This window comes from Lysinibacillus sp. RU7 (assembly GCF_057837305.1).
This window is the reverse complement of record NZ_JBYQFK010000001.1, coordinates 169,328-184,013: the sequence shown is the minus strand read 5'-3', so window position 1 is coordinate 184,013 and position 14,686 is coordinate 169,328. Positions and strand designations below refer to the sequence as shown.

The 14,686-nt window shown below is 39.2% G+C and carries 17 protein-coding genes; all 17 read right to left on the bottom strand.

Translation table 11 applies throughout. The annotated features are described in order from the left end of the window. Positions 1-128: 128 nt before the first annotated feature. The 17 genes from AC3II9_RS00875 to AC3II9_RS00795 all read right to left on the bottom strand — a co-directional run bounded on the left by AC3II9_RS00875 (position 129) and on the right by AC3II9_RS00795 (position 14,650). The gene (locus tag AC3II9_RS00875; protein ID WP_489152600.1) at positions 129-899 is read right to left on the bottom strand and encodes a CheR family methyltransferase; all 771 of its coding nucleotides are present in this window, start codon (positions 897-899) and stop codon (positions 129-131) included. Positions 900-1,009: 110 nt separating this feature from the next. After that, a complete protein-coding gene (locus AC3II9_RS00870) occupies positions 1,010-1,261 on the bottom strand; it encodes a hypothetical protein (protein ID WP_391366912.1) in 252 nt (83 codons plus the stop codon). Positions 1,262-1,468: 207 nt separating this feature from the next. Further along, positions 1,469-1,885: a nucleoside-diphosphate kinase gene (gene ndk / locus AC3II9_RS00865; protein ID WP_391366910.1), complete on the bottom strand. Its 417-nt coding sequence runs from the start codon at positions 1,883-1,885 to the stop codon at positions 1,469-1,471. Positions 1,886-1,971: 86 nt separating this feature from the next. Then, positions 1,972-2,946 carry a heptaprenyl diphosphate synthase component II gene (gene hepT, locus AC3II9_RS00860; RefSeq protein WP_391366908.1) on the bottom strand — a complete coding sequence of 325 codons (975 nt, stop codon included), beginning with the start codon at positions 2,944-2,946 and terminating at the stop codon, positions 1,972-1,974. Positions 2,947-2,965: 19 nt separating this feature from the next. After that, positions 2,966-3,670: a demethylmenaquinone methyltransferase gene (locus tag AC3II9_RS00855; protein ID WP_489152599.1), complete on the bottom strand. Its 705-nt coding sequence runs from the start codon at positions 3,668-3,670 to the stop codon at positions 2,966-2,968. Positions 3,671-3,701: 31 nt separating this feature from the next. Continuing rightward, positions 3,702-4,436 (bottom strand): heptaprenyl diphosphate synthase component 1, encoded by a 735-nt coding sequence (locus AC3II9_RS00850; RefSeq protein WP_489152598.1) that lies wholly within the window; start codon positions 4,434-4,436, stop codon positions 3,702-3,704. An 87-nt stretch (positions 4,437-4,523) separates the two neighbouring features. Continuing rightward, positions 4,524-4,745, bottom strand: coding sequence for a trp RNA-binding attenuation protein MtrB (gene mtrB, locus AC3II9_RS00845; protein ID WP_391366902.1), 222 nt, complete (start codon positions 4,743-4,745; stop codon positions 4,524-4,526). Between the two features lie 59 nt (positions 4,746-4,804). Next, positions 4,805-5,374, bottom strand: a complete 570-nt coding sequence (folE, locus tag AC3II9_RS00840; RefSeq protein WP_391366900.1) for a GTP cyclohydrolase I FolE — start codon at positions 5,372-5,374, stop codon at positions 4,805-4,807. A 164-nt stretch (positions 5,375-5,538) separates the two neighbouring features. Beyond that, positions 5,539-5,811 (bottom strand): HU family DNA-binding protein, encoded by a 273-nt coding sequence (locus tag AC3II9_RS00835; RefSeq protein ID WP_036154459.1) that lies wholly within the window; start codon positions 5,809-5,811, stop codon positions 5,539-5,541. 200 nt (positions 5,812-6,011) lie between these two features. Continuing rightward, the gene (gene spoIVA, locus AC3II9_RS00830; RefSeq protein ID WP_489152597.1) at positions 6,012-7,490 is read right to left on the bottom strand and encodes a stage IV sporulation protein A; all 1,479 of its coding nucleotides are present in this window, start codon (positions 7,488-7,490) and stop codon (positions 6,012-6,014) included. A gap of 106 nt (positions 7,491-7,596) precedes the next feature. Further along, entirely contained in the window at positions 7,597-8,349 is a 753-nt protein-coding gene (locus tag AC3II9_RS00825; protein WP_489152596.1) for a hypothetical protein, read from the bottom strand. Positions 8,350-8,369: 20 nt separating this feature from the next. Then, positions 8,370-8,621, bottom strand: coding sequence for a DUF2768 domain-containing protein (locus AC3II9_RS00820; RefSeq protein WP_391366894.1), 252 nt, complete (start codon positions 8,619-8,621; stop codon positions 8,370-8,372). A 118-nt stretch (positions 8,622-8,739) separates the two neighbouring features. Further along, a complete protein-coding gene (locus tag AC3II9_RS00815; RefSeq protein ID WP_489152595.1) occupies positions 8,740-9,753 on the bottom strand; it encodes an NAD(P)H-dependent glycerol-3-phosphate dehydrogenase in 1,014 nt (337 codons plus the stop codon). Positions 9,754-9,774: 21 nt separating this feature from the next. After that, complete coding sequence (der, locus tag AC3II9_RS00810) at positions 9,775-11,085, bottom strand: ribosome biogenesis GTPase Der (protein WP_489152594.1); 1,311 nt, start codon at positions 11,083-11,085, stop codon at positions 9,775-9,777. Between the two features lie 161 nt (positions 11,086-11,246). Beyond that, entirely contained in the window at positions 11,247-12,392 is a 1,146-nt protein-coding gene (gene rpsA / locus AC3II9_RS00805) for a 30S ribosomal protein S1 (RefSeq protein ID WP_489152593.1), read from the bottom strand. A gap of 105 nt (positions 12,393-12,497) precedes the next feature. Then, positions 12,498-13,172 (bottom strand): (d)CMP kinase, encoded by a 675-nt coding sequence (gene cmk / locus AC3II9_RS00800; RefSeq protein WP_489152592.1) that lies wholly within the window; start codon positions 13,170-13,172, stop codon positions 12,498-12,500. An 821-nt stretch (positions 13,173-13,993) separates the two neighbouring features. Next, positions 13,994-14,650 carry a flagellar brake protein gene (locus AC3II9_RS00795; RefSeq protein WP_489152591.1) on the bottom strand — a complete coding sequence of 219 codons (657 nt, stop codon included), beginning with the start codon at positions 14,648-14,650 and terminating at the stop codon, positions 13,994-13,996. Positions 14,651-14,686: the final 36 nt, after the last annotated feature.

The window sequence follows — 14,686 nt, the reverse complement described above, 5'->3', positions numbered from 1 at the left end:
TATACCATTTCGTTTACTACTAAATAAACAACGCCTTTCGTTTATACGAAAAGCGTCGATATGGCAATATGAGTGTACATTCTTGATTATTTTGCAAGCTACATACATTGCTTTGACGAACGATTTCATTATTTTTTTCGATAGAAAAATGTATCTTCCACTTCAAACCCATAACGGGCCGGATTAAAAATTTGCTCTGTTGACCCTACAAATAAAATACCACCTGGGCGCAAAGATTTGCTAAAATTCTCATAAATTTGATCTTTTGCTTCCTCAGTAAAGTAAATCATGACATTTCGACAAACGATGAGGTCGAAATTAGACTCGTACCCATCCTTTAATAAATTGTGCTTCTTGAATGTAACCGTACGTTTAATTTCATCGTTTACTTTATAAAACTGTCCTTCTTGTCGGAAATACTTAGCTTGTACATCTTTTGGCACTTCTGCTAACGAGCGCTCTGGATACAAACCGAGCTTCGCTTTTTGAATGACATTTTCATCTAAATCCGTAGCTAAAATGCTAATTTGCGATAGAGACTGATGCTGTGATAACACCATCGCTAAGCTATACGGCTCTTCCCCTGTAGAACAGGCTGCACTCCAAATTTTAAGTCTTTTATTCGTTTGCAAAAGCTTAGGGAAAATTTTATTTTGCAATACTTCCCAACGCTTACCATTACGATAAAACTCTGACACATTAATCGTCATACGATCTAAAAATTCATTCATTAAATCGCGGTCTTTTTCAAGCGCTGCTAAAAATTCCACAAAGTTTTTGTAGCCTTTTTTCTCGTATAAAGACGTTAAACGACGTTTCATTTGCGCCTCTTTATAGAGTGCTAAGTCAATTCCTGTTTTACGTTTAATACCTTGGATAAATTGTTCATAGTCTGACATCGTCTCACATCTTCCCTTTCTGATGCATAGTACAATTATTATAGCTGAAAATACGCATGACAGAAATAGGTATTATATGAAATCATCCTATAGACAAGTTTTTTTATCACTTACGGCTTTGTATAATCGATTTGCTTTGTCGATTCAAGTAATGTTTGCTTTGATTGTTCTAGCTCTAAACGCATTTTTTGTGTTTCTTCAGCAATCGTTTGAAGCCTTAATTCCTCCAGTTTAATTTCCTTTTCGGCTAACTGTAGCTGAAGTTTCATTGTAGACTTTTTATGATTTAAATAGATTGCCGAAAGAGGAATTGCACCTCCAACGATAATCGAAACAATGGCTATAATAAATCCCCCCACCATTTCCACTCCTTATGTTCTATTTTTATAAATGAATCTGTGAGCATTCATGCTATCACAACGGCGGTAATCATTGCCCAAAACATTCCATTCATTTTTCCCATTACATATAAGCATACCATATAATTGTTTCATTTTTCTGAAATAACAACATAAAAAAATAGCTATCACAATCGATGTGATAGCTATTTGTGTATTATTAGTTAAAAATTAAGCTAACTCTTCACCGAACCAAAGGCCGATTTCGCGCTCAGCAGAAGCTAAAGAATCAGATCCGTGAATTACGTTGTGAGATACAGTTACTGCATAGTCACCACGGATTGTACCTGGTTGAGATTCTGATGGCTTTGTAGCACCAATCATAATACGAGCTAGAGAGATTACAGACTCGCCTTCCCATACCATTGCGAATACTGGGCCAGAAGTAATGAAATCTACTAATTCACCGAAGAATGGACGCTCAGCGTGCTCCGCATAGTGGCTTTCCGCTAATTCGCGAGATACGTTCATAAATTTAGCTCCGCGCATTGTGAAACCGCGACGCTCGAAACGGTCAATGATGTCACCGATTACTTGGCGCTCAACACCGTCAGGCTTAACCATTAAAAAAGTTTTTTCGATAGCCATTATTTAAACACTCCTTCAAATTCGATACAGGTTTTTTCACCTACCGATAAATATTACCAAAATAATATTATACGTGCAAGTATTAGCTAAAATTTACGCTTACCGATGAATAATGCTATATCACGTAATTTTTTCTTCATCGGATGATGTGGCAATGCCGCCACTTCTTTTAATGCTTTTTGTAAATACTTATCGCTAATTTTTGATGCTTCTTTGATGGCATTTGATTTACGAACGATTTTTAGCATGTCTTTACGTTCTGCTTCTGTTAATTGGCCTGCAACAATCTTATCGATATATGGACGCACTTGTGGGTCATCCTTTAAGAGTAACGCTGGCAGTGTAATATTCCCTTGTAATAAATCACTGCCAGCTGGTTTTCCTAACTCTTTATCCGTTGCGGTAAAATCTAAAATATCATCGACGATTTGAAAGCTCATCCCAACAAAATAACCATAACGTTTTAAACGACGAACATTTTCTGGGTCTACGCCACCTACAATAGCTCCTAATTCACAGCTCGATTCGATCAGTAGAGCTGTTTTACGCTTAATGCGGCGGAAATAATCTTTGATATTTTGATTTAAACGAAACTTATCTTCAATTTGAATCACTTCGCCGTTGCAAATTTCAACCATTGTACGTGCTAAAATTTGATGAACGCGCGGTTGTTCAATTGCTGTAACATATTCAAGCGCACGCGCAAAAATAAAGTCGCCCGTATACATGGCCACTCTATTGTTCCACTGCGCTTTTACTGTCAGCTCTCCCCTTCTCATATCCGAATTATCAATGACATCATCATGCACAAGTGACGCCATATGAATCAACTCGAATGGGACGGCGACATGCTTGACACGCTCGATATCATATTGGCCAAATTTGGCACTGAGCAGGACAAATACAGGACGAATTCGTTTACCGCCAGCTTGCAGAAGATGGAGAGAGGCATCATTTAACAAGTGTGAAGACGAGTTCAACGCTATTTCTAATTCTTTTTCGATGACATCTATATCTGATTTTAAATCAGCATAGAGTAACTTCAGCTTCATCTTTTCCACGTGAACAAACCTTCTCCCACTAAATTTCTTTTTTTAAACCGATATGCGCCGCTGCTGCGCCGCCACTATATCCTTTATATGTGACATTGACAAATCCAGCTTCTTTAAACATCGATGCTAACTTTTTCATACCCGGGAAATCATCCGCTGATTCTTGTAACCAAGAATACTCTTTATAGCTTTTCGCAAACAGCTTCCCAAATAATGGCATGATGTACTTAAAGTAAAAACGGAACAATTGACGATACCCTGGAATTTCTGATTGAGATGTTTCGAGGCATACCGCCATGCCACCTGGCTTTAGTACGCGATTCATTTCGCGTAGCACTTGCATGTAATCTGGTACATTGCGCAACCCAAAACCAATTGTCACATAATCGAATGTATTATCTTCAAATGGTAATTCCATCGCGTTCCCATGAATCAGCTCAACAAAATCATACGGCAACACTTTTTCCTTGCCTACGCTCAGCATATTTTCGCTGAAGTCCACACCTTTGACGATGCCATCTCCACCAGTTGCTTTCGCTAAAGCAATCGTCCAGTCAGCTGTACCACAACATACATCTAAACAAGCTGAACCTTTTTTTACATCCATCCGTTTCATGACATCATTGCGCCATAGCTTATGCATTTGAAAACTAATGACTGAATTCATTTTGTCATAATTACCTGAAATTTGTTCAAATACTTCATGTACATGTTGTTCTTTCGATTTTGCCATTTTTTCAAAACCTTTCTTTGTCAACAAACAATCAAGATACCATGTCAACAATGATTTGTTGTAGTGTCTCACTATATGTGCTTGTTGCAAGTGTTACATTTAATGCCCGTTTACGCTCAGTGATTTCCTGTTCAAGTACTTGTGCAATCGGTTGTCCCTCAAGATTCATTGCCATGCGCTCTATATACAGCGAGGGCGCTCCTTGTGATACGCCTATTAACTCTCTATTGAGGCGTGCAATCGTTAATGCTTGCTGCATGACTTGTTTATAGGAATCGTACTGATACACGGAAAAGAATCGTTCAATTAACGCCGTTTCAATTGTAGCGATACTGTGAATCCATTCTTGGAACGTACGTCTCTCGTGTTCATAGACGGTCATTTCCTGTTCACAACGCTCTACAATGGCTTCGGATAATTTTCGAATTAACTCAATATTACCTGTTTGTGCTAACAACTGATAATAGCGACCACTATAATAATCACCTGATAAAACGGTTAATTGTTGCTCTTTCGACACGGCATTTGTCGCATAAATTTTATCGTGCTCTGCAAGTGACGAATGCACGATCCCTACTGTTACGGCACTCTTTGTCACTTCCTCGTCCCAAGCTTCACCATTTAGCTTTGGAAGCAGCAAAAAAAACAGCTGTTGTTCATTTAACAACGGCGTGCCAGTGTATTTTAGTAATACATTATGCCGAATACTGTCTAAAATTGTTGTTTTTAATTGCTCCACAGCTTGGCTAATAGTTGTTGCATCCATAAATAGTACTCCATTTCACTAAAGTAACTATGCTTCATTATAGCATAGCCAGCTTGGTGTTGTATCACATTCAAGGTCGTAAATATATTACTTTTTCAAGCCGCTCTCGACTACGCCATGTGCTGAATGAATTTTTGCTTTTCCGCGGATTTTCATTGCTGATGTATGCTCTGTAAACTGTGCAATCATAATCTCTCCTGCGTCTAGCTTTTCAGAATGATGGAATTTTGTATCCGTTCCGCGTGTTAAACCGATTACATGTACACCGTCTTCTTGCGCTTCAATAATTATATAATCAGGTTGTGTCATCCTTTACTCACCTCATACGAACATTTTTCTTTAGCTATCATAACACAATTTTGCGCCAATTAAGACATTTGAATAAAGGAAATGATTTCGCGTCGTTTAATATCATCTGTTTCATATACGCCACGTGCTACGGAAGTAACGGTTTTTGAACCTGGCTTTTTTAAACCACGCATTGTCATACACATATGTTCCGCCTCTACAACGACATATACCCCTTTTGGATCTAGCATGTCCATAATTGTATCAGCTACTGTTGATGTAATGCGTTCCTGTAATTGCGGGCGACGTGCTACAGACTCTACACAACGTCCTAATTTACTTAACCCTGCTACTTTCCCGTCCTTCGGAATATAAGCAACATGCGCTTTCCCATAAAACGGCACTAAATGATGCTCACACATCGAGTAAAAGGGAATATCCTTTACGAGTACAAGCTCTTCATGGTCTTCATGGAATACTGTACTGAAATAATCACGTGGGTCTTCTTGCAATCCACTAAACATTTCGGCATACATTTTCGCAACGCGTTTGGGTGTATCTAGTAACCCTTCGCGATTTACGTCTTCCCCTACTGCTTCTAAAATCATTTTTACTGCTTCTTCTATCTTTTTTAAATCAACGTTTGACATTGTTGCCTCCTACATTTCTTCGTTCAACTTAACACATGAATCGTAGCACATCCGGTCTATAAGTTCAAAACAGCTTACTCTAACGATAAAAATTATGTACTAACTAGCAAAAAGAGCAGCCCCCATAACAATGGAGAGCTGCTCTATGTAACTACGGATGTGTATTATTTTACAGCATCTTTAAGCGCTTTACCTGGTTTGAAAGCCGGTACTTTGCTAGCCGCGATTTCGATTTCGTCACCTGTTTGTGGGTTACGACCTTTACGAGCTGCGCGTTCACGTACCTCGAAGTTACCAAAACCGATTAATTGTACTTTGTCACCCTTTGCAAGAGCATCTTGAATTGTATCAAATACAGCTTCAACTGCTTTAGAAGCGTCCTTTTTTGAAAGACCTGCAGCTTCAGCAACAGAGTTTACTAATTCTGTTTTATTCACACCATTCACCTCCTCTCAAAGGGTCATGAACCTAAATCATGTAAAAAGAGTAACATAAGAAAAATCGCACTGCAACTGTATTTATCCGTATTTTTTAAGTTCCTGCTATTTTTTGTGACCAAAACAAAAAGAACAGGACAAATGAACCAAATTTGCCACTGTTCTTTCGGAATTTTCAATTATTTGTTTATAAATTATAACTAAATCACAAACGTTACAATTCCTCGTTCACCTTCATTTACCATACGTTCAATTGTTAAACGCATACGTTCTTTTGCATTTTGTGGAATAGATTGCATTTTATAACTAATGCTTTCTTTTAATAATTCATGAAGCGGTGTACCAAAGAGCTGTGTATTCCATAACGCTTCTCGATCATGCTCAAATGCGTATTTTAAATCTTTTAATAATTGTTGACTGTAAAATTCTGAACCGATTAACGGCGCAAATTCCGTCCCCATATCAATGCGAATAATGTGATAAGAGGCTGCACTTGCCTTCATCCGCACACCATAGAAATTATTTTGACGAATTAATTCTGGCTCGCTTGGCTCAAATTCATCGATTGTCGGTAATGTCACCCCGTACCCATCTTTTCGAGCATTGTCAATCGCTGCTTTAAAGCGTTTTTGTTCTTCTTTGGCTTGTGCAGACTCCTTAATAAATAGCAGCCAATCTTTTTTCGTATCAATCGGTTCCGTTAACCATTCATTACATACCGCTTTATATGTTTCGCCTTTTATCGCTAATCGAATCGTTGCCACCCCAAGGCCTGGGTCCACTTCTTGTAAGTCACACGCTTCCACAAAATCAATCTGCTCAAGTACTTTTGTCGCATGCTCCACATCACGGATTTTTCGAATCGTTGTCGTCATATGATCAATCGCTTCTTGTAACGTCACATGAATTGGATGCGAGTCTTCTAACACATCTAACCAGTCTGGTTTTTCTACATCAATGACTTCCACCGGAAATTCATAGAGCGACTCTTGTAAAATATACATAATATCTGTTTTTGTCAGTTGCTCAATCGACACTGCATGCACCGGCACATTGTATTTTTCTAATAGTTCATTACGTAAACGCATCGTGTTTTCATGCCCAGGCATTGTACTGTTTAATACGATAACAAATGGCTTTCCAATCTCCTGTAATTGTTCGATAATTTGTTGCTCTGCCACTTCCGCAGCAGAACGTTTAATCCCGTTTACTGTACCATCCGTTGTCACAACGACGCCGATATTCGCATGATCACGTATGACTTTATCCGTCCCAATCTTAGCTGCTTCTTGGAATGGAATAGGCTCATTATGCCATGGTGTTTGCACGAATTTCGGTCCATTTTCATCCTCGTAACCTTTTACCCCATCAATCACATACCCTACACAATCCGCTAATCGAATACGGAAAGCTAAATCATTTTCACCAATTGTAATATGTGCGCTTTGAGCAGGCACGAATTTCGGCTCTGCCGTCATAATAACAGGACCAGGCGAGCTTTGTGGTAACTCGTCCAATGCACGTTTTCGTTCATCCTCATATGCAATATTCGGCAACACAATCATTTCCATTACTTTTTTGACAAACGTGGATTTTCCGACACGTACAGGCCCTACAACACCGATATATACATCTCCATTAGTACGTTCAGCTAACTGTTTAAATACTTGTTCTGACATACGCTCCCCCTTTACGTATTACCATTGTATGAACATTTTATTAAAATATGAAAAACGCTCCTCGCAAAATTTGCGAGAAGCGTCTATTTTATTTTTCACTATTCTCTTATTTTTGTTGCTTTTCTTCTTTTTCTACCTTTACTGGGTCATACATAAAAGTCACTTCATTATTTTCATCTACTGTATATGGTAAAGAATAAGCTGGTAATACAGGGTATTCATCCGCTAGTAAATAGCGAATATCTTCCCCTGGTGTTGGTGTCAAACCTTTTTCATTAATAAAAAGCTGCATATCAAGCGAATAGTCTACATATACATCCCCTTCGCTTGATACAACTAATGGCAATAAATTATTTGTATAGGGACTATTCACCGCTACTTCTTGACTATAGCCAATATTTTTATAATTGATTGTATATACATAGTCTGCGACACGATCTTTAAATTGTGGATATTTTGTAGATACAAAACGTAAATTGACTTCACGAATACGTTCCGTCATACGTAAATCAATCAATTTCACTGTTGGCGCGTCTTCTACATTCCAAAGGACATATGTAAAAATACCACCTTGTTCATACGCATTATCCGGTGCTTTTGCAAGATAGCCACCATTTGTTAATTTCATAAAATCAATTTGATACTTCACAAAAATATCGGTATTTTCTTCACTATTTTTAATCGGCAATACACCGGTAGCTTCTTGATATTCATTGATTGCACGTTGTACCGCATTAAGCGCGTCTGGATTTGGTGTTTGCTGCACTCGTTGTTGTTCATCATTCGTATAAACAGCACCGCACGCAGATAACAGAACAGAAGCTACTACTACTAAGAAAAATACTAAGGACTTTTTCATCATTTTTCCCCTTCCATTTATTACGCTGGCCACGTTGCTACAACGAGCACCATTAAAACCGTACCTATAAAGAACATTGCAAACGCAATGAATCTTAAAGCAATTGAAAAGAATGCATTATGTACCCACTTTCGAACAGCTGAAACCATAATAACCGAAAGCATCATTAGCCCAATTGAATAAAATGATACCCACATGACATCAAGGGCGGGCATATTCGCTAACGGCCCACGCGCATTTAATACAAATGCAGACATATCTAATAATGGCATTACAGAAAAACCGCCTTTCACATTTCTTTCACACTGTTAGTCATTATACCGTTTTTCCATATAAAAATATAGGAGGCGCACATTTGCACCTCCTTGTTTGTGAACATTTTATTAAAATTTACCGTAACTCATCGATTTCTGATTTTTTCATACGAATCATGAGCTCATCGACTGCTACTTTTACTTCCTTATCGTTAAACAACACTTCGTATAAAGCGGTTGTAATCGGCATCGGTACCTCATATTGCTGTGCTAATTGATACGCCGCTTTCGTTGTACGAACCCCTTCTACAACCATGCCCATTTTAGCTAACACTTCATCTAACTTTAACCCTTGACCGAGCATATGACCTGCACGCCAGTTACGTGAATGGACGCTTGTACATGTCACAATTAAATCGCCCATACCCGTTAAACCTGCAAATGTAAATGGATTACCACCCATTTTGACACCGAGCCTTGTAATTTCAGCTAAACCGCGTGTAATGAGCGCTGCTTTGGCATTATCACCGTAGTTTAAACCATCCGTAATCCCTGCAGCAAGTGCAATGACGTTTTTTAACGCACCACCGATTTCCACACCAATAATATCATCGTTTGTGTAAACGCGGAAATAATTACTCATAAACAAATCTTGCACTTTTTTCGCCGCATCGATTGACGTACACGCCGCTGTCACAGTCGTCGGATGTTGCAATACAACTTCTTCGGCATGCGAAGGCCCTGATAGGACAACAATGTCTTCAATGAACTCCGCCTTCACGCTTTCTCGTATCAGCTCCGAAATGCGCAGCAATGTATCCGGTTCAATCCCTTTTGACACATGTACTAATAATTTAGCCGTATGCAGTAAATCCGACATATTGCTACATACTTCACGAATCGCTTTTGTCGGCACCGCTACAACAATTGTCGGTGCATGGGCTACCGCTTCTTCTAAAGAAGCGGTAGCACGTAAATTCGTCGGCAAAATCGTTTCTGGTAAATATTTTTTATTCGTGTGTTGTTCGTTTATTTCTGTTGCTTGGTCTGCTCGGTGGGTCCATAACAGCGTATTATGCCCATTTTCCGCTAATACAACTGCAAGCGCTGTTCCCCAAGAGCCTGCCCCTAATACCGTTACATATTCCATCGTTCTATCCCCTTTATCGAATTAATCACGTGCACGTGTAATTAAACGAATTGGTGTCCCTTCGAAATCAAACGTTTCACGAATACGATTCTCTAGGAAACGCTCATAAGAGAAATGCATTAACTCTGGTTCATTGACGAATACGACAAACGTTGGTGGCTTAATAGCAACTTGTGTCGTGTAATATAAGCGTAAGCGGCGACCTTTATCTGCTGGTGCCGGATTTCTCGCTACCGCATCCTCAATCACTTCATTTAAGATTGATGATTGAATACGCATTGCATGGTTTTCACTTACACGTTGGATAATTGGTAAAATTTGATGTACACGTTGCTTTGTTTTCGCTGATACAAAAACAATCGGTGCATAATCTAAAAATAAGAAATGCTCACGAATTTGTTGTGTATAGAAGTTCATTGTCTTCTCATCTTTTTCAACAGCATCCCATTTGTTTACAACGATAACAATCGCCTTCCCTGCTTCGTGCGCATAGCCAGCGATTTTTTTATCTTGTTCTTGAATCCCTTCATCCGCATTCAAGACTACTAATACAACATCGGAGCGCTCAATTGCACGTAGCGCACGTAGTACAGAATATTTCTCTGTGGACTCGTACACTTTCCCTTTTTTACGCATCCCCGCTGTATCAATAATGACATAATCTTGTTCTTCATACGTGTATGGTGTATCAATCGCATCACGCGTTGTACCGGCAATATTCGATACAATTACACGCTCTTGTCCGAGGAAAGCATTTACTAATGAAGATTTCCCTACATTTGGACGACCGATTAACGAGAACTTAATCACATCTTCGTCGTATTGATTTTCATCTTCTTTTGGGAAATGCTTTGCACATTCATCAAGTAAATCTCCTAAGCCAATGCCGTGTGAACCTGAGATTGGGAACGGCTCCCCAAATCCTAGTGAATAAAAATCATAAATCATTTCACGCATATCGGGGTTATCGATTTTGTTGACAGCTAGTACAACTGGTTTTTTTGTCTTATATAAAATTTTTGCCACTTGCTCATCTGCTGCTGTCACACCTTCACGACCATTTGTCATAAAGATAATGACATCTGCCTCATCAATGGCAATTTCAGCTTGCTGGCGGATTTGCTCTAAAAACGGCTCGTCACCAATTTCAATTCCACCTGTATCAATAATATTAAATTCATGTGCTAACCAATCTGCCGAACTATAAATACGGTCACGTGTCACACCTGGAATATCTTCCACGATGGATACACGTTCTCCAACAATACGGTTGAAAATTGTCGATTTACCTACGTTCGGACGACCAACGATGGCGATTACTGGTTTTGTCATCTGTTATCATCCTTCCAAACTTCTTCTCGATTTTGTATTATACACCAATCTTCACACTATAGCATGTTTTCATAACATTCAAAACGGTGAAAGTGTCTCTAAACACATATTCATCCCATAAAAATAAGACGAGCAAAATAGCCCGCCTTATTTTTACAGTATTATTTTTGTGTAAATTTCTTTAACTGATCACCAATTACATCACTAAATGAAAAGCCCGTATTTTCTGTTGGTAATTCATAGTCGAACGCTTCTTCTTTTTCTGCGTCTGCTTGTAAGTCCTTAATATTGAGCGATAAGCGTTTTTCCGCTTCATTCACATCAAGTACTTTCACTTGTACCTCTTGCCCTTCTTTTAAGGCTTCGTGCGGTGTGTTAATATGCTTGTGTGAAATTTGCGAAATGTGCACAAGTCCCTCAATACCAGGGAACACTTCTACAAAGGCACCAAACGTGACTAAACGTTTTACTTTACCCGCTAAAACAGACCCTTTTTTCGCTTTCTCTTCAATACCAGACCAAGGGCCCGGAATTGTTTCTTTAATCGATAAAGCAATACGCTCATTGTTGCGGTCAACTGACAGCACTTTCACTTTCACTTCTTGCCCTTCTGATAATACAGTAGATACATCCTCTACATGCTCATGTGCTACTTGTGAAATATGCACTAAGCCATCGATGCCACCTAAGTCAACGAAAGCCCCAAAGCTTGCTAAACGTTGCACTTTCCCTTGCAATACATCGCCTTCTTTAACAGTATCAATGACTTGGCGTTTTTTCGACGCTTTTTCCTCTTCTACTACTGCACGATGAGATAAAATTAAGCGCCCTTTTTCTTTATCCAACTCTGTAATTTTGAAGCTCATCTTTTTGCCTTTATAATCTTCAAAATCTTCTACAAAATAATCTTCTACTAATGATGCAGGAACGAAGCCACGCACGCCTAAATCAACGACTAAGCCGCCTTTCACTACATCCTTCACTTCTGCCTCGAACACTTCACCCGATTCAAACTTCTGAATAAGGTCATCCCACGCACGTAAAGCATCTACTTTCCGTTTCGATAATACGTAGTTTTCCTCTTCAACTTTCGTAATTATTAGTTCAAGCGTATCACCTACTGATACGATGTCAGAAGCTTTTTCGATGTGCAAGCTTGATAGTTCGCTAATCGGGATGATTCCATCGAATGGAGCACCTTCTATTGAAACTGTTACTGATTTTTCATCTACTTGCTCAGCAACACCTTTTACAATATCTCCTTCTTGAAATCCTTCATTTACACCTAAGTTCATTTCTTCAGACATATGTAGCCCTCCTTTGCATCTTCCATTCTTATTTTATTCGAAAACAATCATAAAAACAAAAATTTTCCCTTTGTTTTCAGAAATTTCATGTAATCGAACTGGTAATTACACCATTTTTTCTTTTGCTAAGTTTAAAATAGCAGTAGCAGCCTCGTCAATCGTTAACGATGTCGTATCTAAAAATATAGCATCTTTTGCTTGAATAAGTGGCGAAGCTTCTCGCTCGCTGTCCATTTTATCTCGAAGCGCAATTTCTTCTTTCAGTTTTTCAATCGATGACGAGATACCGCGTTTTTCGTTATCTAAATGACGGCGTCGAGCACGCTCTTCCACTGAAGCAGACATAAAGATTTTTAATTCAGCAGTTGGTAATACATGCGTTCCGATATCACGGCCATCCATTACGACACCACCCGCAGCAGCCAATTGTTTTTGCATTCCTACTAAAATCTCACGAATATTAGCATACGCTGCCACTTGTGAAACATGAGCTGTTACTTCGTTCGAACGAATGGCAGCTGACACATCGTTCCCATCCACAAACACAAGTTGTCCTTCATTTGAAGGTTGTAATTTAATTTCCGTTTCACGAAGCATTTCTTCTAATGTTACTGCGTCTTCTAATTGTATGCCTGTCTCTATAGCTTTATACGTTACTGCGCGATACATTGCCCCTGTGTCAATGTATGTAAACCCTAAATTTTCTGCGACAATTTTCGCGATTGTACTTTTACCAGCTCCTGCTGGACCATCAATTGCAATTTGAATTTTTTTAGCCATCAGTATAATCCCTACTTTCCTCCACCATTGTACCATATTCATATAAAATTTCATGCACTTCTACTCTAGTTGTACGTACAACATTCCCAAGAGATATAGGAACTACAACAACCGTTTTTCTAAAAAACTCTAAATGAGCAAAAAAGCATCCTAAAAACACCAGATAAATCTTAAACTAAAGCATAATCGTAGCCTCCGCGCTTTGCCACAGCCTACACAGGAGCTAAAACAGGCGCGGCCTGTTTGGATCTCCTGTTCCGGCTCCTGTGGCTATGGCGCGCTACGGCAAAAAGTGAATACTTCTCAATATGCTAGAAAAACAGTTCTCTTCTTTAAGAGAAATCATTTTTTCTATTTACAAGTATAATTGTCCATTCTCTACCATAATTAATGAGAATCTCAGATGTGTTGATTAACAAAATATTGCCTTTATAGAAGCGTGTTTTTTAGCAAAACGTGATCAAAAATGACTTGCTAGTTGATTGAAGCGGAATCGGCGAGGTGTAGCTGACGGCATGCGCCTTTCGCTACAGAGCAAAGCTTCCTACGGGAATAGCAATAAAGGAACGAAGGCTAAAACCGTCACGTCCTGTGACAACGCCTTCGTGACCAACGTCATGTTGGCCCGAAGACCCCGCAGGAAATTCATTTGCGACGAAAGCGTAGCGACAGGAGCACCGAGGTACGAGCGACGAGGAGGCTGAAGCCGTGCCCGTGGAAAGCGAGCCGAATGGAGCGGAAATCAACGGGTACTCAACTGGTAATATATATTTGTGGATTTGCTCGTTATGAGTAAAAAAGAAAGCCACCATCGCTGGTGACTATAGGCTTTCATTCAATTCCTTTTTACGAATTTGCAACTGTCGTTCGAAGCAGAAGCGCACAATATATTGTTTATCAAGATCATCCGTATCTGTAAATTGCATCGATGCAAATGTACGTTCATCCCGCTCAAAAATGCGCACAACGAGTGCATCTGTCTGTACATAACGGATTTCCCCATTCATATACGGCAACACAACCGTTAAGTGAACCGTATCACCACCGTTAAAGTTAACGGCTTCTCGTAAATTTAATAACACGCCACCTGCACTAATATCTGCCGCAATGAATTGTGTGAAAACCCCATCATACTCCACTGCAATATCCACAGGTGTTTCGACACGTACATATTCGCGACGTTGAATTTTAATCACTTCTTCATCTTGTGGATAGGCTAACATAATCATTGGGATATTTCCCCCTTTACGCCCTAATACCTCCGTATTAAACGCAAAGCTTTGTTTTGCCTCATTGTTAAATGTCACTCGAAACTGTGCACCGTCTATTAAAAAAGCCGTCTTCTTCGTAATCGTATTAACAGGGTAATCGATGTAAATAACACCATCTTTTTGCTCTAACACTTTACAACGAAATTTCTCTACGCGTTCGGTATAAGTTGGTTCTAATATTAACATTGTGCCAATTTTAAGTTCCATGTCTAACCCCTCAAATCACAAATAATACCCCTATTA

What these genes read in the sequence shown, in the direction of transcription:
- rpsA (WP_489152593.1), bottom strand. Translation starts at nt 12,392, where the DNA reads ATGTCTGAAGAAATGAACTTAGGTGTAAATGAAGGATTTCAAGAAGGA.
- AC3II9_RS00875 (WP_489152600.1), bottom strand. Translation starts at nt 899, where the DNA reads ATGTCAGACTATGAACAATTTATCCAAGGTATTAAACGTAAAACAGGA.
- AC3II9_RS00795 (WP_489152591.1), bottom strand. Translation starts at nt 14,650, where the DNA reads ATGGAACTTAAAATTGGCACAATGTTAATATTAGAACCAACTTATACC.
- AC3II9_RS00855 (WP_489152599.1), bottom strand. Translation starts at nt 3,670, where the DNA reads ATGGCAAAATCGAAAGAACAACATGTACATGAAGTATTTGAACAAATT.
- der (WP_489152594.1), bottom strand. Translation starts at nt 11,085, where the DNA reads ATGACAAAACCAGTAATCGCCATCGTTGGTCGTCCGAACGTAGGTAAA.
- AC3II9_RS00870 (WP_391366912.1), bottom strand. Translation starts at nt 1,261, where the DNA reads ATGGTGGGGGGATTTATTATAGCCATTGTTTCGATTATCGTTGGAGGT.
- spoIVA (WP_489152597.1), bottom strand. Translation starts at nt 7,490, where the DNA reads ATGTCAGAACAAGTATTTAAACAGTTAGCTGAACGTACTAATGGAGAT.
- AC3II9_RS00850 (WP_489152598.1), bottom strand. Translation starts at nt 4,436, where the DNA reads ATGGATGCAACAACTATTAGCCAAGCTGTGGAGCAATTAAAAACAACA.
- AC3II9_RS00815 (WP_489152595.1), bottom strand. Translation starts at nt 9,753, where the DNA reads ATGGAATATGTAACGGTATTAGGGGCAGGCTCTTGGGGAACAGCGCTT.
- AC3II9_RS00825 (WP_489152596.1), bottom strand. Translation starts at nt 8,349, where the DNA reads ATGAAAAAGTCCTTAGTATTTTTCTTAGTAGTAGTAGCTTCTGTTCTG.
- mtrB (WP_391366902.1), bottom strand. Translation starts at nt 4,745, where the DNA reads ATGACACAACCTGATTATATAATTATTGAAGCGCAAGAAGACGGTGTA.
- ndk (WP_391366910.1), bottom strand. Translation starts at nt 1,885, where the DNA reads ATGGCTATCGAAAAAACTTTTTTAATGGTTAAGCCTGACGGTGTTGAG.
- cmk (WP_489152592.1), bottom strand. Translation starts at nt 13,172, where the DNA reads ATGGCTAAAAAAATTCAAATTGCAATTGATGGTCCAGCAGGAGCTGGT.
- AC3II9_RS00820 (WP_391366894.1), bottom strand. Translation starts at nt 8,621, where the DNA reads ATGCCATTATTAGATATGTCTGCATTTGTATTAAATGCGCGTGGGCCG.
- folE (WP_391366900.1), bottom strand. Translation starts at nt 5,374, where the DNA reads ATGTCAAACGTTGATTTAAAAAAGATAGAAGAAGCAGTAAAAATGATT.